15 protein-coding genes are annotated in these 18,917 nt (G+C 57.7%); 3 read left to right on the forward strand and 12 right to left on the reverse strand.

All coding sequences use genetic code 11. The features are described from left to right. Window positions 1-13: 13 nt before the first annotated feature. The 4 genes from OCY70_RS19855 to OCY70_RS19870 all read right to left on the reverse strand — a co-directional run bounded on the left by OCY70_RS19855 (window position 14) and on the right by OCY70_RS19870 (window position 4,151). Window positions 14-1,294, reverse strand: a complete 1,281-nt coding sequence (locus OCY70_RS19855; RefSeq protein ID WP_261945116.1) for a hypothetical protein — start codon at window positions 1,292-1,294, stop codon at window positions 14-16. Window positions 1,295-1,427: 133 nt separating this feature from the next. After that, window positions 1,428-2,066, reverse strand: a complete 639-nt coding sequence (locus tag OCY70_RS19860) for a DUF3298 and DUF4163 domain-containing protein (RefSeq protein ID WP_213426334.1) — start codon at window positions 2,064-2,066, stop codon at window positions 1,428-1,430. 93 nt (window positions 2,067-2,159) lie between these two features. Beyond that, window positions 2,160-2,888, reverse strand: a complete 729-nt coding sequence (locus OCY70_RS19865; protein WP_213426333.1) for a phosphonate ABC transporter ATP-binding protein — start codon at window positions 2,886-2,888, stop codon at window positions 2,160-2,162. 117 nt (window positions 2,889-3,005) lie between these two features. Further along, the gene (locus OCY70_RS19870; RefSeq protein WP_213426332.1) at window positions 3,006-4,151 is read right to left on the reverse strand and encodes an MFS transporter; all 1,146 of its coding nucleotides are present in this window, start codon (window positions 4,149-4,151) and stop codon (window positions 3,006-3,008) included. A gap of 206 nt (window positions 4,152-4,357) precedes the next feature. Here OCY70_RS19870 and OCY70_RS19875 point away from each other — a divergent pair, with 206 nt between their 5' ends. Next, on the forward strand, window positions 4,358-5,269 hold the full coding sequence (locus OCY70_RS19875; RefSeq protein WP_213426331.1) for an ArsR/SmtB family transcription factor: 912 nt from the start codon (window positions 4,358-4,360) through the stop codon (window positions 5,267-5,269). 65 nt (window positions 5,270-5,334) lie between these two features. Then, window positions 5,335-6,084 (forward strand): HAD family hydrolase, encoded by a 750-nt coding sequence (locus tag OCY70_RS19880; RefSeq protein ID WP_213426330.1) that lies wholly within the window; start codon window positions 5,335-5,337, stop codon window positions 6,082-6,084. Window positions 6,085-6,202: 118 nt separating this feature from the next. On the opposite strand, the gene OCY70_RS19885 is transcribed toward OCY70_RS19880, so the two are convergent. The 4 genes from OCY70_RS19885 to thyA form a co-directional block, all read right to left on the reverse strand. Next, window positions 6,203-8,491, reverse strand: a complete 2,289-nt coding sequence (locus OCY70_RS19885) for a type IA DNA topoisomerase (protein ID WP_213426329.1) — start codon at window positions 8,489-8,491, stop codon at window positions 6,203-6,205. A gap of 88 nt (window positions 8,492-8,579) precedes the next feature. Beyond that, window positions 8,580-10,073: a glutamate synthase subunit beta gene (locus OCY70_RS19890; protein ID WP_261945117.1), complete on the reverse strand. Its 1,494-nt coding sequence runs from the start codon at window positions 10,071-10,073 to the stop codon at window positions 8,580-8,582. 211 nt (window positions 10,074-10,284) lie between these two features. After that, the gene (locus tag OCY70_RS19895; RefSeq protein ID WP_213426327.1) at window positions 10,285-10,773 is read right to left on the reverse strand and encodes a dihydrofolate reductase; all 489 of its coding nucleotides are present in this window, start codon (window positions 10,771-10,773) and stop codon (window positions 10,285-10,287) included. A 29-nt stretch (window positions 10,774-10,802) separates the two neighbouring features. Then, window positions 10,803-11,597: a thymidylate synthase gene (gene thyA, locus OCY70_RS19900; protein WP_213426326.1), complete on the reverse strand. Its 795-nt coding sequence runs from the start codon at window positions 11,595-11,597 to the stop codon at window positions 10,803-10,805. A gap of 211 nt (window positions 11,598-11,808) precedes the next feature. On the opposite strand from thyA, the gene OCY70_RS19905 reads away from it, so the two are divergent. Beyond that, the gene (locus OCY70_RS19905) at window positions 11,809-13,350 is read left to right on the forward strand and encodes an NAD(P)H-hydrate dehydratase (RefSeq protein WP_213426325.1); all 1,542 of its coding nucleotides are present in this window, start codon (window positions 11,809-11,811) and stop codon (window positions 13,348-13,350) included. On the opposite strand, the gene hutI is transcribed toward OCY70_RS19905, so the two are convergent. The 4 genes from hutI to hutH form a co-directional block, all read right to left on the reverse strand. Further along, window positions 13,337-14,611: an imidazolonepropionase gene (gene hutI, locus OCY70_RS19910; RefSeq protein WP_213426324.1), complete on the reverse strand. Its 1,275-nt coding sequence runs from the start codon at window positions 14,609-14,611 to the stop codon at window positions 13,337-13,339. The two genes, OCY70_RS19905 and hutI, sit on opposite strands and share 14 nt — an antisense overlap. A gap of 55 nt (window positions 14,612-14,666) precedes the next feature. After that, window positions 14,667-16,331: a urocanate hydratase gene (gene hutU / locus OCY70_RS19915; protein WP_213426323.1), complete on the reverse strand. Its 1,665-nt coding sequence runs from the start codon at window positions 16,329-16,331 to the stop codon at window positions 14,667-14,669. A 155-nt stretch (window positions 16,332-16,486) separates the two neighbouring features. Beyond that, a complete protein-coding gene (gene hutP, locus OCY70_RS19920) occupies window positions 16,487-16,963 on the reverse strand; it encodes a hut operon transcriptional regulator HutP (RefSeq protein WP_213426322.1) in 477 nt (158 codons plus the stop codon). Window positions 16,964-17,081: 118 nt separating this feature from the next. Then, the gene (hutH, locus tag OCY70_RS19925; RefSeq protein ID WP_213426321.1) at window positions 17,082-18,635 is read right to left on the reverse strand and encodes a histidine ammonia-lyase; all 1,554 of its coding nucleotides are present in this window, start codon (window positions 18,633-18,635) and stop codon (window positions 17,082-17,084) included. Window positions 18,636-18,917: the final 282 nt, after the last annotated feature.

Here is an 18,917-nt window from a genome sequence, read left to right on the forward strand (position 1 = left end):
CCGTCTCCTTCTTTCATTCATTGCTTTCCCGGTTGATCTCCGGAATCTTCGGGGTGCCTCTGTTCAGCATCAGCGGCTCCTTGCTGAATACGCCGATAATGGTATCTCCATACGAGCTGAGATAGGTCCACTTCTCCTTGTACGTCTCCCACAATTCCGGGTTGAAAAACTTGATCTCGGCCAGCGTCTCATTTGTATGCATGTCCATAAACCGGATATATTCATCCTTCTTCGACTTCGTATCAATCGTTACCCGGCCATACCATGAAGTCGGCAGCTTCAGCTGGAACCGATCCTGATAGTCGCGGTACTGTTTCTCGACCAGCTTCAACCCGTTCTTCTCGTCCCACTGATAGTAACCCGTGAAGTACGGAACATCGTACGATGCATAAATATCCCAGCCCGGCGGCCTCTCGGGAATCGCGATCTCGATGATGCCGTCTCCATTCATGTCACCGCTGGAGATGTTATACGGCTTGATCGCCATCTCTTCCGGCAGGACAGAGACGAGCTGATTATCCTGTGTCAACTTGATAATATCCGTTACGCCGTAATTGGCTCCAGCCATTGCATCAAGCACAATTCCTTTTTGGTTCTTGCTGATATAGCCTGAAATCATATTCGTATACGTATTCACGTCTTTGTCCAGCGTCAATTCATTCTGCTTGGCCATTTTCCCGTCCTTGAAATCATACATGGTCAGCACCGGCGGCATCTCGCGGCGGTTATTGACGATGTATAACTGGTTCTTCCCGTCCCCGTTCAGATCATCGATGACGAACTGGGAATAGGGCTGCTCGAAGATTTTGACGATGCCGTCCTGCGTGAACGTGTAGACGACCAATCCTTTATTCAGATCCTTGTCGCTGCCTCCATAGCCGACGACGAGATCCAGCCTGTTGTCATGGGTCAAGTCCACGAGCTCGACCCGATCTAAGCTGACCCCTACCCCATCGAACTCGACCACCTTGTTCCACGTCTCTCCGTCACTATGGAAGACGAGTCCGTGCAGGCGCACATCCTTGTCCGGCGTCTCGTAAAATACGATGGCCGTATCCGCCCGCCCGTCATTGTTCAGATCGGCGAGCCGTATGCGGCTGGCATCCTCGGCATTGGCTGGCCGCAACATTTCGGCCCCCTTCGGCATCTGCGAGGAAATAATCGTCATGATCTTTGCCTTATCCTCCGGAAGCCGGGGGGGACTCATTAACGATTTGGGATCCTGCAGCCACTCGCACCCGCTGAGCAGGACACAGGCGAAGAGAAGAAGCGACACGCTCCGTATCCACCGCATTGTCATTCCGCTTATCACTCTTTCATCGGTTCAGATTTATCCTGATTATAACTATATCTTAACAGAATACATACTCCATCATTATAAAAAAAAACTGTCACCGAAAGGTGACAATACCATGACAACCCCCGTTCTAATACCAGAGCGCATCGATCATTCCATTCTCTGCCTTGATATCCTCCAACGTATAAATGGATATCGGGAAATATGGAAAGCCGTAGGCGTATGGAGCCAGCTCATACAGGCCGAAGAACAGGACGAGCGCTTTGTCTGTCATATAAAAATCTTGATCCGGCCGAATCTCGGTGAACGGCTCCAATACGGGAATGTAGCGCGCTTGAATCTGGGCGGCTACCTGCTCCGACAGCACCTTCACATAAGGGGCTCCCGGCTTGAACAGATCCGCCAGCTTCAGCTCCCGCCCGTTCCGGACATCCATCGTCATCCCGGCCTGATACGTCATCCCGTGCGCGGCATGCGCCGTATATCCGTATACGATGAGAGTGAGGCTGATATAATGGCGCTCATTCAGCTTGATCTCGTAGGAGCCCGTTACCTCCGTGTCCGGCGCTTCGCCGTATCCGGTCATCCGAATGAGCCGGACCGCCTGGCGGTGGATCGCCTGATTCATGCGGGATACCGCTTCTTCCCCGTCACGGCCGCGAATCTGAGGCACGTAGACGGTCAGCTTCGGTCTGCGGATGACATACGTATCCACCTGGACCGGCAGCGGATACATCGTCGTGGCATCCGCTTCCGTTGATGTGCTCATCCCTATCCCCTCGCTTCATCCTTGGTCATAATCCCAATATATGCAAGGGGAGGCGCGGCGTGACATTCGCCTAAGCGGCATTCCGCAAACGCATTACTGTAGAAGCGCCTTCTCCGATTGGAGCAGGCGGCGTCCCTTCACGTCGACCGCGATCCGCCCTTCCTTCATTCCCCAGATGCGGGTCGCGTACTTCTCGGCCAGCTCGGCCTGATGGAAGACGGCGATCACGATCTTCCGCTCCCGCTGGCACAAGCCGCGGAACGTCTCCAGCACCGACTCGGCGGCCTTCGGATCCAGGCCGAGCACGGGCTCGTCCGCCAAGAGAACGTTAGCCCCGTGCACGAGGGCGCGCGCGATGGCGACACGCTGGCGCTCCCCGCCGCTGAGCTTGCTTGTCTGCTCATGCGCCTTGTCCAATAAGCCGAGCATCTCAAGCGTGTCCATCGCCCCCATATAATCGTCCGAACGGACAATGCCGAGAGCCATCCGCCAGAGCGGCGTCTGATGGAAGCGCCCGATGAGCACGTTCTTCAGCACTTTTCGATTCAGATTGAGGACCGGATTCTGTTCCAGATAAGCGAACTCGCGCATCACCTTGCGCTTGCCGTTGACCTGATTCTCGAAAATATTGACGCCGTCGACGTTATACTTGCCGCTCGTCCAGCTCTCCCTCATCGCGATGCATTTGAGCAGCGTCGACTTGCCGCTGCCGCTTGCGCCGATGACGCCGACGAACTCGCCGGGCTCGAGCTCGAAGCTCAGCCGATCCAATATCGGGGGGGCCGGCGGATACCGCTTGACCAGACGTTCTACTTTAATCATGGCATAGACTCCTCTCTATCCGTAGAAGGCTTTCCGTTTGTCTTTCCTTTTGGACTGTTCCAAAAATCGGCTTGCACGCTTGTGAACATATATTTATAAGTGTAAGGAAGATGAGGCCTAACTTGCAAGCGTTTTTGCCTGCCGCTTGAAGATCAAGCCGAGCAGCGAGAAGCCGATGTACCAGAGGCCAAGCAAGTAGAACATGCTGCCCATCGACACATACTGCAGCCCCAAGCCGGCCAGATTCGGCCCGATAATGCTGCCCAGACTGAAGTGAACGGATGCGATCACATTCGCGGAAGGCAGGTAAGCCTTCGGCAAAATATCCGCGGCATAGGCCAGGCCAAGCGAGAAAAAGGAGCCGACCAACCCGCCGACCAGCAGAAAGAGAATCAAAATTCCCCAGACGCTCGTGCCGGCGAACGGGATGAGGAGAAATCCCGCTCCTCCGGTCAGACCGCAAGCCATCAGCACCTTTTTGCGGTCCAGCTTGTCGCTCAGTATGCCGAGCGGAAGCTGCAGGATAAGGCCGCCGATGCCGAAGAACGGCAGCAGGTACGAGATCCAATGCTCCTCAAGGCCGATGCGGAGCGCATAAATCGGGAAGTTGCTGTTCATCGAGGCTTCCATATAGCCGTACAAGAAAGCGGGCAGCAGCGCGAACCAAGCCCATTGATAAGAGCGGGCATACCGCTTCTCGGGACGGGCGCCTTCATGCAAGCCTTCCACCGGCTGATTCGGCAGCACGAACATAACCAGTCCGATGACAACGAGGAACAGCGCGGCCATCACCAGGAACGGCGCGGAATCATGCACGCGGAGCAGATTTATGCCGAGCGGACCGAAGCTGAAGCCCAGCCCATAGGCCATCCCGTACAGCGAAATATTCCGTCCGCGCCGGTGAGCCGGGCTGACGGAGACCGCCCACAGCTGGGTCGCGTAATGGAGCGCGCTGTCCCCCAGGCCGACAATCATCCGAAGCGCGAACCAGACATAGATATTGGGCAGCAGCGGGAACAGCACGATCGCTGCCGTTACGACGATGAGCCCGCCGAGAAGCATCCGCTTGTATCCCACCCGGAGCAGGATCCGTTCGACGGCGAACATCATCGCGAATACGCCGACGTACAAAGCCGTCGCATTCAGCGCATTCAGATCGGAAGGAACGCCCATCCGCTCCAGGAAGATCGTTAAGAGCGGGAGCAGCATCCCTTGACTCAATCCGGTAAATGTGACAACAATAATAAGAATGAAAAATTGCATGCTTGGAGAACTCGTAGTGAAACGCCTTGCTGACATGGACTTTCCTCCACAAAACTATGATTTGAACGCTTGAAGCATGCGGCGCGCGGCCGCCTCCCGCAAGCTTCATTTGACACCAACATTTCAACATTATAGTAGACAATAGGATGCAACACAATTCATAATGATAGAGTAACGCAATGTTATCCAAGGGGGCTCCGTAAGGCATGACCTACCATGTTCGTATCGGCTATTCATCGGTATATGAACTTATTGGAAGCTTTATGTTGTTCGTTCACCGCAAGTGCATCCGCAACGTAGACAACGGAATGGAATGGGCGCGCAGCATCGAACAGCAGCTCCCTCCGCAATGGAATGCGTACAGCGAGAAGATCCGGAAGCATTCGTTAAGCGACTTCGACATGCTCTACGCGCTGGCGCTGGAGCGGAATCACAACGATATTCCTTCCTATCTCGAGCAGCTGGAACGGCTGACACCAGACGAGTGGGACAGAGTCAGACAAGAGAATGGCCTGCGCCTCCCCTCCTTCCGGCTGGAACGCTGCCTGGAGCTGTATGTTCCGGCGCTCCGATTCTGGTATGAACACTATATCCGTCACTCGCTTCCGGAATGGGAACCGATACTTCTGCATGACGCGGAAGAGAAGCGGCGGTTATTGGACAAAATAAAGCCGCAGGATCTCATCGAGCTGGCCACGAACGGCGTCGTCATCCCGGAGCATGATTCGGTTGACGAAGTGATTCTTGCCCCGATGTGGCACTATCGTCCCATTAATAATAATTGTACGTTCCGAAGACGGATTCTCGTCCTATACCCGGTGGACAAGCCGGAACCGGATCTGATGGTCCCGTCGCACAACCTGCGCCGCATGACCGAAGCATTGGCGGACGAGAAGCGGCTGCGCATCTTGCGTCTGGTCGGACAGAAGCCGTATACGTTCGCAGAGATCCAGAAATATATTCCGCTCTCGACGGGAGCGCTCAAGCATCATCTGGCAGTCCTGCGCTCTGCGGGATATATCCGAACGTACTGGAACGGCAAGGTGCAGCGGATCGCGCTGCGGCCGGAAGGGCTTGCGGATTTATCCGCTTTTCTCGAAGCCTACATACATTCATGACAGCAAGCCTGATTGCAGCCTCTTGCGCTGTTGCGGCTCTGATAGCGTTAAGGAGGTGATTCGGCATGACCGTGATGCCGAGACAGACGATATTATTCGATCTGGACGATACGCTCGTCCATTGCAACAAATATTTTGACATCGTCATTCAACAATTTCTCGATACGATGATGACGTGGTTCGCGCCGTGGAAGCTGCCGGCCGAGGACATCCGCGCGGTGCAGGTCCGCATCGATATTGCCGGGGTGCAGGACAACGGCTTTCAGAGCGAGCATTTCCCGCGCTCGTTGATTCAGACGTACGATCACTTCTCTGCGCTGACCGGCCGCACCCCGTCCGCCGACGAGTCCGAACTGCTCTGGAAGCTGGGAATGAGCGTCTACGAGTTCGAAATCGAGCCTTATCCCGGCATGATAGACACGCTCGATCGGCTGCGGGATGACGGGCATGAGCTCTTCCTGTATACCGGCGGGGAACAAGTGATTCAAGAGCGCAAAATTGCGCAAATGAAGCTGTTCGACTATTTCGGAGATCGGATATTTATCCGCCGGCACAAGACAGCGGACGCCTTGTCCTCCATCGTGCGGGAACAAGGCTTCCCGGCCGAGAGCACCTGGATGATCGGGAATTCGCTGCGAACCGACGTGATTCCCGCCCTGCTGTCCGGCCTGAATGCCATTTACTTGAAGCAGGCGAACGAATGGGCATTTAACATCGTCGAGATCGATGCCGAGCCGAACGGCGCCTTCGAGACCATCGAGCAGCTAACCGAGGTGCCTCGCGTCATTCGCAACTGGATATTGACCCCGCGGTAATAGGATAGGCCGGCTTCGAGAGAGCCGGCCTTCTGCTGTAGTCGGCATAACGCCGCCCATGGTTCGGCGTGACAACCCTCGTCCTGCCTGCGCATGCGGCATGGGATTCCAAGACAGGCTATACCTCTGCCGCTAACTTCCCGCTCTCCGCGCTCGCGAGAACGATGCGGGCTTGCGTCTCGGAGCCGTCCGGCAGGACCAGCTTCATCTTCGCGGTCTTGCCCTTCTCGATCAGCGCCCTCACCTGCGTATCGGTAAGCTTGCGGCCGAAGCTTTCCTTCCAGATAACGAAGCCGCAGCCCTGTTTGTAATTCGAGCAGCCGTACCCTTTGTGCCCCATAAAGATGACGCCTCCGCAGCCGGCGCGCGGACAAGTCCCGACGATAGACGGCCCCTCGCCCCGCTGCGGTTCCGCCGACTTAACCGCGGCGCTCCGCTGCGAAGATGGCCGGGTCCCGGCGGCCGCCGGACTTTCCTGCGCGGATGGCGCCGCGGCGGACGCTTGTCCGGCTGCGCTCTTGCGCCGGCGCGTGCTCCCCTGCTTCGGCTCGGCGCTTTCGAAGGAGGTTTTCGCCGCCCGCGCCTGCAGCCTCACCTTGTCGACAATCATCGTTGCGAATTTCTTGACATTTTCCATAAATTGAACATCGGAAGCCGCGCCCCGGGAAATTTCCGTCAGCCGCCGCTCCCATTGCCCGGTCATTTCCGGCGAGGTCAGCAGATCAATGCCTGCCGCCCGGATAAGCTCGACCGCCGTGCGGCCTTTTTGGGTCACCTGGATCGTTTTGCCCTTCATCTCGATATAGCCCACTTTTTTGAGACGCTCAATCGTGGCGGCCCGAGTAGCCGGCGTGCCCAGACCGGAATCCTTCATCGCATCGCGCAGCTCCTCGTCTTCAATCTGCTTGCCTGCGCTCTCCATCGCCTTGAGGAGCGTGCCCTCCGTATAGGGCTTGGGCGGCTGGGTTTCCTTATCCTTGACCACGGCGCGCACACAATGCGCCGCCTCGTCGGAATTGACCCGGAACGGCACCTCGACCTCGATCTCTTCCGCTTCTTCCTCGTCCTTGCGCTTCCCTCTGCCGGACTTGGGCTTCTCCTTCTTCAAATCGGCATAGATGGCTTTCCAGCCGATATGGAGCAGCTCTTTGACCGAGGTTTTGAAGGTCTCTTGTTCAACCTCCGTCATGACCGTATGGACCTTGTATTCCGCAGCCGGATAGAACTGGGACAGGAAGCGGCGCACGATAAGATCGTACAGCTTCTGTTCATCGGGAGACAGGCCCGAGGCCTTCCGCCGGGTCGGCAGAATCGCATGGTGATCCTCGACCTTGGCCGGATTGCATATGTACTTGTTCCCTTTATGAACGAGAGCCCGGTTCGCGCCCTTCACCCACTCGTCATATGCCGAGCCCTGCAGCATGGACAGCGCCTTGTGCATCTCCGGAATGTTCTGCTCCGTCACATAGTTCGAATTGGTCCGCGGATAGGAAATAACCTTGTGCTTTTCGTACAGCGACTGGGCGATATCCAACGTTTTCTTCGCGGAGAACCCGTAGCGGCTGTTCGCCTCCCGCTGCAGCAAGGTCAGATCATACAGGCGAAAAGGATATTCCTTCGTCTCCTTCACCTGATAGGAGGCGATCCGTCCCGGCTTCCCCTGCACCTTCGCCGCCAGCTTCTCGGCCTGCGCCCGGTCGGTGATCCGCTCGCCCTGCCATAGACCCTGGTATGTGCCATCCCCTTGAGAGAAATGGCCTTCGACCTCGAAATAAGTTAACGAAGTAAAGGCTTCAATTTGCTTCTGCCGTTCATAGATAAGCGCCAATACAGGCGTTTGCACTCGGCCTACGGACAGCAGCACGTTGTGCTTCGTCGTGAACGCGCGCGACCCGTTCATGCCAATCAGCCAATCCGCTTCGCTGCGGGCGCTCGCCGCTTTGGTCAGATTGTCATATTCCGATCCGTCCTTCAGTTCGGCGAAGCCCCGCCGAATCGTTTCCGGGGTCAGATCGGATATCCAGAGCCGCTTCACCGGATGCTTTAATTTCAAATAACGCTGGATGAGCGAAAAGATATATTGTCCTTCCCTTCCGGCGTCGCAAGCGTTGACCAGCAGATTGCTGCGCTTGGCCAGCTCGGCGATGACCTTCAATTGCTCCTTCGTCTTGCGGTATGCGATCAGCTTGAAGTCGCCGGGTATAATCGGAAGGTCGTTGATATTCCATTTCTTATACTTCATATCATAAGCTTCCGGCTCGGCGAGCCCGACCAAATGCCCGATCGCCCACGTAATGATATAATTGTCCCCTTCCAGATAGGAACGGTGATTTTTGGCTTTCGGTTCTATGGCGGCAGCGATATTCCGTCCCATATCCGGCTTCTCCGCAATAATCAGCGTCTTCATCTGCTCCCCCCGTCTCTCTGGCGAACGACAGAAAGCCGCGCTATGGATAGCGCAGCTTCTTGCGGCGTTCTCTTCTATTTATTATTCCTCATTCCGGGCAGGATGACAAGTCATTCGCAAGATACCTGTGCACTTCGCGGGCCGCTTCCCGTCCCTCGTGGATGGCCCAGACGACCAAGCTCTGTCCGCGCCGCATATCTCCGGCGGCAAAGACATTGCGAATCTTCGTTCCGTATTTGCCTCTGACCGCCCTCACGTTGGTATAGCGATCCGTGTCCAGCTCGAGCTGATCGATGAGCGTCGCCTCCGGGCCGTCGAAGCCGACCGCAATAATCACGAGCTGCGCCGGATAGACCCGCTCCGTTCCCGGGATCGGCCGATACGTCTTCCGTCCCTGCTCGTCGACGATCCGCTCAATCTGAACCGTGTGCAGTTCCTTCACGCGCCCTTCCTCGTCGCCCACAAAGCGCGTCGTCATGATGGAAAACTCGCGCGGATCGCGTCCGTATAAGGCCTTCGCTTCCTGGTGCGCATAATCGAGCGTATACACATTCGGGAACTGCGGCCAAGGATTGGCGGCCTCGTCGCGCACGGCCGGCGCCTGCGGACGCGTGCCGAATTGCGTGATGCTGCGGCACCCGTGGCGCAGCGCGGTCGCTACACAGTCGGTCCCCGTGTCGCCGCCGCCGATGACGATGACATCCTTGCCTGCCGCCGATACGTAGCTGCCGTCCTCCAGGCCGGAGTTGAGATAGCTCTTAATCGTTCCGTTCAAATAGTCCATCGCATAGTGAATGCCTTCCAGTCCGCTGCCTTCGATGACGAACTCGCGCGGCTTCGTCGCCCCGGCGCACAGGACGACGGCATCATACTGATCGACCAGCTCGCGGGCCGGAATATCGGTTCCGATCTCGATATTCGTCACGAAGCGGATCCCTTCCTCGGCGAGCAGCCGCACCCGCCGCTCCACCACTTCCTTGTCCAGCTTCATCGTCGGAATGCCGTACGTAAGCAGGCCGCCGATGCGATCGTCGCGCTCATATACCGTGACGGAATGTCCGGCTTGATTAAGCTCATCCGCGCAAGCCTGTCCCGCCGGTCCCGATCCGACGACCGCGACCCGCTTGCCGGTCCGGCGCTGCGGAGGCTTCGCCGTCACCCAGCCTTCGCGGAAGCCGCGTTCGATAATCTCTTCCTCGATCGACTTGATCGTGACCGGCTCGCCGATGAGCCCGACAGTACACGATCCTTCGCAGGGCGCCGGACAGACCCTTCCCGTAAATTCGGGGAAGTTATTCGTGGCCTCCAGCCGTTCGAGCGCTTCCCGCCACAGCCCGCGGTACACGAGATGATTCCATTCCGGAATCAGATTGTTCACCGGGCAGCCGGAGGTGCCGGAGGCCAGCTCCATCCCCGTATGGCAATAGGGCGTGCCGCAATCCATGCAGCGGGACGCCTGGGTCCGCAGCTCCTCTTCGGTCAACTGAAGATGGAATTCCTTCCAATCCAGCACCCGTTCAGCCGGGTCCCGTTCCGCTTGTATTTGTCGAGAATATTCCATAAATCCGGTCGGCGTTGACATGCTGACTCCTCCATCCGTTCGCGTAGCAATCGCGAAGCCTGTTCGCAATTGTGCCGATTGATGACATGTCCGGACATCGGACGTTCCGGCATGTTTGTGCCAATGATCGTACCTTAAACGATGTCCCGGAACATATGGAGTCTATCACGAATGATTTGCATTTCAATACATATGGAAATGGCTGCTGCCCGCTTGCGAGGCTGGTCTCGCGTCACGCTTCCTTCCGGACGTAGGTCTGGAAGCGGTGCGGATACCGGTTCTTCTCGTCGACCGGTCCCTCGGTTTCCCCCGCCAGTTCCCAGAGCGACTCGTCATACGGCGGAAAATATTCGTCGCCCTCGAATTCGGCGTCAATCCGCGTCACCAGCAGCTTGTCCGCATATGGAAGGAATTCGCGGTAAATTTGAGCGCCGCCCATCACCATCATTTCCTCCTTCGCCGCCAGCGGCAGCACGGACTCGATATTGTGCATGACTTCGGCATCGGGCACGGTCCAGTCCGGGTTGCGGGTCAGCACAATATTGCGCCGGTTCGGCAGCGCCTTCCCCAGCGATTCATACGTCTTGCGCCCCATGACGACCGTCTTCCCCTGCGTCATCGCCTTGAAATAACCCATATCGCTTGGCAGCCGCCATGGCATCCCGTTGTCCTTGCCAATGAGACGGCGCTTGTCCATCGCCCAGATCATCGTAACCGGCATCGCGATGCGCCTCCCTTCTGTCCCAAATCCTATACCGCAACCGGCGCCTTAATCGTCGGATGATGCTGATAATCCACGAAATCGAAATCGTCGAACCGGTAATCGAAAATCGAATCCGGCTTGCGCTTGATAACCAGCTTCGGAAGCGGGAGCGGCTCCCGCTCCAACTGGGTCTTCACCTGCTCCAGATGGTTCGAGTAAATATGAACGTCGCCGCCGCTCCAGATAAATTCTCCGACCTCCAGGCCGCATTGCTGGGCCACCATATGCGTAAGCAGCGAATAGCTGGCGATATTGAACGGCAGCCCGAGGAACGTATCCACCGAACGCATGTTGAGCAGACAGCTCAGCTTGCCGCCGGCGACATAAAATTGGAACGAGTAATGGCATGGCGGCAGCTTCATCTGATCGACCTCGCCGACATTCCAGGCGGAGACGAGCAATCGGCGCGAATCCGGATTCGTCTTAATCTGCTCGATCACATTCGCAATCTGGTCGATCGTGCGTCCGTCCTTGGTCTCCCAGGCGCGCCACTGCGATCCGTATACCGGTCCCAGGTCGCCATTTTCATCCGCCCATTCGTCCCAGATGCGGACGCCGTTTTCCTTCAAATAACGAATATTCGTATCTCCGCTTAAAAACCAGAGCAGCTCATGTATGATCGATTTCAGGTGCAGCCGCTTCGTCGTGACAAGCGGGAAGCCTTCGGCCAGATCGAAGCGAAGCTGACGCCCGAACACGGACAAGGTGCCGGTTCCGGTCCGATCCTCCTTCTTCACCCCGTGATCCAGAATGTCCTGCAATAACGCCAGATATGACTTCATTTCAACCACTCTCTTTCTACCGTGCTGATGTGTATCCTTCATAGTGTACCATCCCCTTATATCGTGGGCAATCCAGATTCGCAAAATCAAATCCCGGTTCGAAGATGATCAAGATAATAAGAACAATAGGGATAGTGGAGACAATAAAGCCAGCGCTGAAATGATATAATGGAAGAAAATGATTATGAGGGAAAGAGAAAAGGTGAGGTTCATGTATATCGTAACTTCGGCGGAAATGCGCGCTCTCGATGAGTACGCCATTCATACCATCGGCATTCCCGCAGCGGTGCTTATGGAAAACGCGGGCCGGGCCGTTGCGGAGGAGGTTGCCAAGCTATCATCCGAGCTTGGCGATCTGGGAGCGAGCAAGCCGTGGCTTATCCTTGTCGGCAAAGGCAACAACGGCGGCGACGGCATTGTCGCGGCGCGGCATCTCAAGGAAATGGGCGTGTCAGCCGAACTGCTGTATGCGGCGGATCCGGCGAAGCTAACATCCGATGCCGCGCTGCAGCGCGATATTGCCGTCAGGATGGGCATTGCCGCTTCCCTCTATGGGACGGGCAGCATCCGGTGGGAGGAGTATGCGGGGATTGTCGACGCGCTCCTTGGCACGGGAACGGCCGGGGCTCCGCGCGAGCCGTACGCCTCGATAATCCGGGAAGCGAACGCCAGCGGACTGCCTCTCGTCGCCGTCGATATCCCAAGCGGTATCGATGCAGATACAGGGGAGGCTCATGATCCATCCATTCATGCGGATATGACCGTAGCCCTCGCTTTTCTCAAACGCGGGCTGACGCAATATCCGGGCGCGGAACGGGCAGGCCGCGTCGTTGTCCGTTCGATCGGCATCCCCGCCGGGCTGGCCGAGAAGGAAGGCATTCGGACCTTGTGGACCAATGAAGAGTTGTTCCTGCGGCGCTTCGGGCTGACGCTGCCGTTGACGCGCAGGGCGGATACGCATAAAGGCACGTATGGCCACGTGCTGGTGGCGGCCGGCACCCGGCAATATAGCGGCGCCGGGCTGCTGGCCTCCGCCGCGGCGCTCCGTTCCGGAGCCGGACTCGTAAGCTGGGCGCTGCCGGAACGGCTATTGGATCCGATGATTGGGCGGCTCCCGGAAGCGATGCTGCACGGCATGCCCGACGGCGGACGCGGCGACTGGGCGGCCGTGCCGCCCGAGGCGGTGTTGCGGCTCGCGGCTGACAAGAAGGCGCTGGCGATCGGCCCGGGAATGGGCCGCTTCGCCGGCGACGGCGCCTGGCTGCGCGAGATCTGGGCGGCCGCGCCATGCCCGCTCGTCGCCGATGCGGATGCGCTCAACATGATCGCGGAGGCGGGCGGCCTCGATGCATGGCCGCAGCGGGACGGCGCCGCGATCCTGACGCCGCATCCGGGCGAGATGGCGCGCCTGACGGGCCTCGACACGCGCGAAGTGCAGCGCGACCGCACCGGCCTGGCGCGCCGCTATGCCGTCCAGCACGGCGTGACGCTCGTGCTGAAGGGCGCCCGCACCGTAACCGCCACCCCCGCCGGGGACGTGTACGTGAACGCGTCCGGCAACCCGGGGATGGCTACCGGAGGCGCGGGCGACGCGCTGGCAGGCCTGATCGCCGGCCTGCTCGCGCAAGGGTACGACGCCGGCCTTGCCGCGGCCCTCGGCGTCTATCTTCACGGCCTTGCCGGCGACCGCGCCGCCGCAAGCCGTCCCTTCCCCGGCTCGCTGATCGCCGGGGATATGATCAATTGCCTGTAGACACGACGACGTTCCCCCGTTTGAACACGGTATGAACATGGTTGATTCCGAAGTGATACGGCAAGTAGGCCAGGTTATCGGCCTTGAAAATAACGAGGTCCGCCTGCTTGCCGGGTTCCAGGCTCCCTACGGCATCGGCTCTCCCGATCGCATGAGCCGCATTGATGGTTACGGCCGTCAGCACTTCCTCGGGGGTCATGCCCAAGTTCAGACAGCCCAAGGTCATGACAAGCTGGATCGATTCCGTCGGCGAGCTTCCCGGATTATAGTCCGTGGACAGGGCTACGGCGAGCCCCATCTCGATCATGGCGCGGGCCCGGGCGTGATGCGTCAGCCTCAGATTGAAGGAAGTGGCAGGCAGACAGACGGCCACGACGCCCGCCTGACGCATCGCTTCCAAGCCTTCATCCGAGGCGGCAATCAGATGCTCGGCGGAAATGCAGCCCAGCTTGCCGGCCAACTGCGCGCCTCCGATCGGCTCGATTTCGTCGGCATGAATTTTGAGGCCGAAGCCCAGCTCCTTGGCGGCGAGCAGGATCTGCTCCGATTCTTCCACGGAAAATACGCCGTGCTCGCAAAACACATCGCAAAATTCGGCCAGCCCTTGCCGCTTCACCTCCGGCAGCATCTGTTCGGTAACCACCTTCACAAAGTCTCCGGAGCGGCCTTTATATTCTTCCGGCACCACATGGGCTCCCATAAACGTAGATACCAAATCGACCGGATGCTCCCGGTTCAACCGGTGAGCGACCCGGAGCTGCTTCAGCTCGTCCTCCAGCGTCAGCCCGTAGCCGCTCTTCACTTCCGCCGTCGTCACGCCGAAGGAGAGCATGATATCCAGGCTCGCTTTCGCTTTCGCGTACAATTCCTCTTCCGTTGCCTGGCGGGTGGCTCGCACCGTGCTCAAAATCCCGCCGCCCTGAGCCAATATTTCCAAATAAGAAACGCCCTTCAGCTTCAGCTCCAGCTCATGCTCGCGTGAGCCGCCGTGTACCAGATGGGTATGCGGGTCGATGAGCCCCGGCGTAACCAGCAAGCCCTGGGCATCATGCTTGCGCTCGATCGGCAGGCAGGCGATATGCGCCATCACCTCGTCTTCCGGTCCCGCCGCAACGATGAGGCCGTCCCGGATCGCGACGGCGCCTCCGCGCACGGATCCGACCTCTGACATTTCACGGCCTGTGCGCGGTCCCCGGCTCCCTTGCATTGTGATAAGCGTTCCAATGTTGTGGATCAACAGGTCTATTCGATTCTGTTCCATCATGGGTCCCCCTCTCAAAGGCAGCAAGCCCGGCCGGGCTTGCTGCCTGTCATCGTTATATGCCCAGCATCGGCACGCGGACTCCGCGATTCTTCGCCGTCTGAATCGCAAGCTCATAACCGGCGTCGGCATGACGGATAATGCCCATGCCCGGGTCTGTATTCAAGACGCGGGCCAGCTTCTCGTCCGCTTCGGCTGAACCGTCCGCGACGACGACCATGCCCGCATGCAGGGAATACCCCATGCCGACGCCGCCGCCGTGGTGAACGGATACCCAGCTCGCGCCGGAAGCCGTATTCACCAGCGCGTTCAATATCGCCCAGTCGGCGACCACATCGCTGCCGTCCTTCATCGCTTCCGTCTCGCGGTTCGGCGATGCGACCGAGCCGCAATCGAGATGGTCGCGGCCAATGACGATCGGGGCGGTAATTTCCCCTCGGCGCACCATCTCGTTGATGGCCAAGCCCATCTTGGCCCGTTCTCCATAGCCGAGCCAGCAAATGCGGGCAGGCAAGCCCTGGAACGCGACCTTCTCCCTGGCCATCTTGATCCACTTGCAGAGATGAGTATTTTCCGGGAACAGCTTCAAGATATGCTCATCCGTCTTATAAATATCGTCCGGATCTCCGGACAAGGCCGCCCAGCGGAACGGGCCCTTCCCCTCGCAGAAGAGCGGACGAATATAGGCCGGAACGAAGCCCGGGAACTGAAACGCTTCCTTCACCCCTTCATCGAAGGCCGCTTGGCGGATATTATTGCCGTAGTCGAATACAATCGCGCCCATTTTCTGAAGATCGAGCATCGCCTGGACATGGGCCGCCATCGACTTTTTGGACAGCTTCACATAATGCGCCGGATCGGCCGCGCGCAGTTCAGCTGCCGCTTCCAGCGAATAGCCTGCCGGCACATAGCCGTTAAGCGGATCGTGGGCCGACGTCTGATCGGTGACGAAATCAGGTCGAATCCCCCGCCGCACCATTTCCGGGAACACCTCCGCCGCATTGCCCACCAGGCCGATCGAGAGCGCTCTTCCCTCCTCCTTCGCAGCCTCCGCCAGCTTCAACGCTTCATCCAGATCGCGAACCATCATGTCGCAATATTTCGTATCGATTCTGCGCTGGATCCGGGACGGATCGACCTCCACTCCAATCATGACGCCGTCGTTCATCGTAACGGCGAGCGGCTGGGCTCCTCCCATGCCGCCGAGTCCGGCCGTTAACGTCAGCGTTCCTCGCAGGGTGCCTCCTCTATGCTGGCGGGCCGCCTCGGCGAAGGTCTCATACGTTCCTTGCAAAATGCCCTGCGTCCCGATATAAATCCAGCTCCCGGCCGTCATTTGCCCGTACATCATCAATCCCTGCTTATCCAGCTCGTGGAACGTATCCCAATTGGCATAGGCAGGCACGATCACCGAATTGGAGATGAGAACCCGCGGCGCATGCGTGTGCGTCCGGAACATGCCGACCGGCTTGCCTGATTGCACCAGCAGCGTTTCATCCGCTTCCAGGTTCGTCAGACATTCCACGATTTTGTCGAAACATTCCCAATTCCTTGCCGCCTTGCCGATACCGCCATAGACGACCAGATCGTCCGGCCGTTCGGCCACGTCGGGATCCAGATTGTTCATAAGCATCCGCAGGACCGCTTCCTGCTGCCAGCCTTTCGCCGTCAGTTCCGTTCCATGTGCCGCTCTGATGATACGCTTGGTCGTTTGCTTCACAACTAGCCACTCCTTTTTAATCGGATCGACAAACCATAGCAAAGCCCGCTTCCATGTCCTCAAAACCTGCTCAAGAGAAAAGTGTCTGACTGACTATCCCCCAGCGTGCGCAAAAGCTGCATGATATGAAGGCAGCGCTGCAAGATGACGCTGTCTTAAATGTGGTTGTACCCGAAACCGAGCACATCGTGCTCGAATCCTTTTTTCGGGGCGCCAATCGTGCCGTACACGCAGACGCTTAACCATTCCTCGGAATAGCCCGAAATGTCGACCGTCCCTCTCGTTATGCAAAACGTTAAGCCAACCGTCCGCAAAATATCCCCGAATTGGACCGTTCCTCTTCCAATCCCCTGCAGCGCCTCGATGATGGCATGATATAAGGAATGAACTTCCCGATAGGAGTTCGGGTCAATCACTTTGTTCGATTTGGCGCTCGTTTCCATCGCGGTCACGACTTTGACCAGTTCCATGGCGCCGACCTTGCCGATCGTATACCGGTAGCCTCTCTTTTTCATTTCTTGCTCAATTTCCGCGCCCGCTTCTTCGTTATGCAGCATGACCAAGAGCGAGGTCAGCTTGCCCATCGTATAATTGCCGCAGTCGAACCGCTTACCTTCATTCACGTTACTCATAGCCAACCTTCCTTCTTGACCAATAGCCCCGTATTTTGAAAAAATGATACCCGTCTAAAAGCTAAACTCGGGCCAGTTAGAGAAATGGAGCGCTGCATAAACTTGCATCCATGTCCTCCTATTGAAGCTTGACTACGTCCGCAAGGCTCGCGGCGGCATCGGTCTGCCTCATCCAGTCCGCCACCTTCTGAAAATCATCGGCAAGCGCACGATCCGTCTCGACGGCCGGGACAAGCTTGCGGCATTGGTCATAGAGCCATTTGGTCCCGAGCCCAAGCCCCCGCGGATCGCGGAAATCAGCCGCTTGCGCTCCGCACAGCAGCTCAATGGCAAGCACAGAGTAAGCGTTCTCAATGATCTGCTTCGCTTTACGGGCGGCGATGGTTCCCATGCTGACATGATCCTCTTGGTTGCCCGAGGACGGAATGGAATCGACGCTGGCCGGATGAGCGAGCGCCTTATTCTCGGACACGACGGACGCGGCTGCATACTGCGCGATCATGAACCCGGATTGAAGCCCGCCATTATTCGTTAGAAAAGGCGGAAGCTGCTCATTCAAGTAAGGGTTGACCAGCCTTTCGATCCGCCGTTCGGAAATGTTGGCCAGCTCCGCCGCGCTGACCGACAGATGGTCCATCGCCAGAGCGATCGGCTGCCCATGAAAATTCCCGCCCGAGATCACTCTCCCCTCATCCACAAAAATAAGAGGATTATCCGTTGCGGAATTGATTTCGATTTCCAGCTTGCCGGCAATATAGGCCAGCGCATCCCGGCTTGCCCCGTGAACCTGCGGCGCGCAGCGCAAGGAATAGGCATCCTGCACCCTCCGCTCCCCCTGGCTTGTGATGAAATTGCTGCCGGAGGTCAACCGGATAACATTTTCGGCGGATTGACGCTGTCCTTGATGCGGGCGGATGAGGTGAGTCAAAGGATCGAAGGCGTCCCGGACGGCGAAGAGCGCTTCACAAGTCAATGCAAGCGTGCAGTCGGCCCAGTTCGCCAGATTCATGGCATCGTGGCAAGCCAACGCGCCTACCGCCGTCATCGCCTGCGTTCCGTTGATCAGGGCTAGGCCCTCCTTCGCCTCCAGCGTGACGGGAACAAGCCCGGCAAGCTGCATCGCCTGACCGCCCGGCATCCGCTTGCCCTGATAATAAGCTTCGCCCTCGCCGACGAGCACGAGCGCCAAATGGGACAGCGGCGCCAAATCGCCGCTTGCGCCGAGCGAGCCTTTCTCGGGGATGACCGGCGTTACCCCCTCGTTCAGCATGCCGGCCATCAATCGCACCACTTCCGGACGGATACCGGAGTAGCCGAGCGCAAGCGCATTCACTCGCAGCAGCATAATCGCTCGCGCGATTTCAAGCGAGAACGGCTCGCCAATTCCGCACGCGTGGCTTCGAATCAGATTCAGTTGCAGCGCTTTGACATCCTCGCCGGAAATATACATATCGCAAAACTTCCCGAAGCCGGTTGTCAAGCCGTACACCACTTTTTTCTCCCGCAACAGCGATTCCACATAAGCCCTGCTCTTCGCCATGCAGCAGATGCTCTCTTCGCGCAGCTCCACCTTGGCATGGAAGCGGGCGACCTCAACGACCTGCCCGATCGTTAAGGTCCCGCCGCCCACATACACGGCGTGATGATCTTCCTTTTGTTCCGCTATCTGCATTTCCGCACCTGCTTTACTATAAATAGTAGTAACGGTAACGGCTTCTAATGACTAATCGCTAAACGCCATTGTTTTCATCCTGTTCTTAGATTTGTTTCCGCCAACTGGTTTATAGCCCAAATCTGCGGTGTGACTACCTTTCAAAAAACAAAAAGAATGCAGTTCGATAAGGAAACGAAATTCTTCCCTCATTCAAAGCTACATTCTATTCACTAATGACTATATCGAGCTTACATTTAATTTACAACGTTGGAGAAGGTTAGTCAATAAGGAGTTACGGGG

This window comes from Paenibacillus melissococcoides (assembly GCA_944800085.1).
GTDB classification, from domain to species: Bacteria; Bacillota; Bacilli; order Paenibacillales; family Paenibacillaceae; genus Paenibacillus_B; species Paenibacillus_B melissococcoides.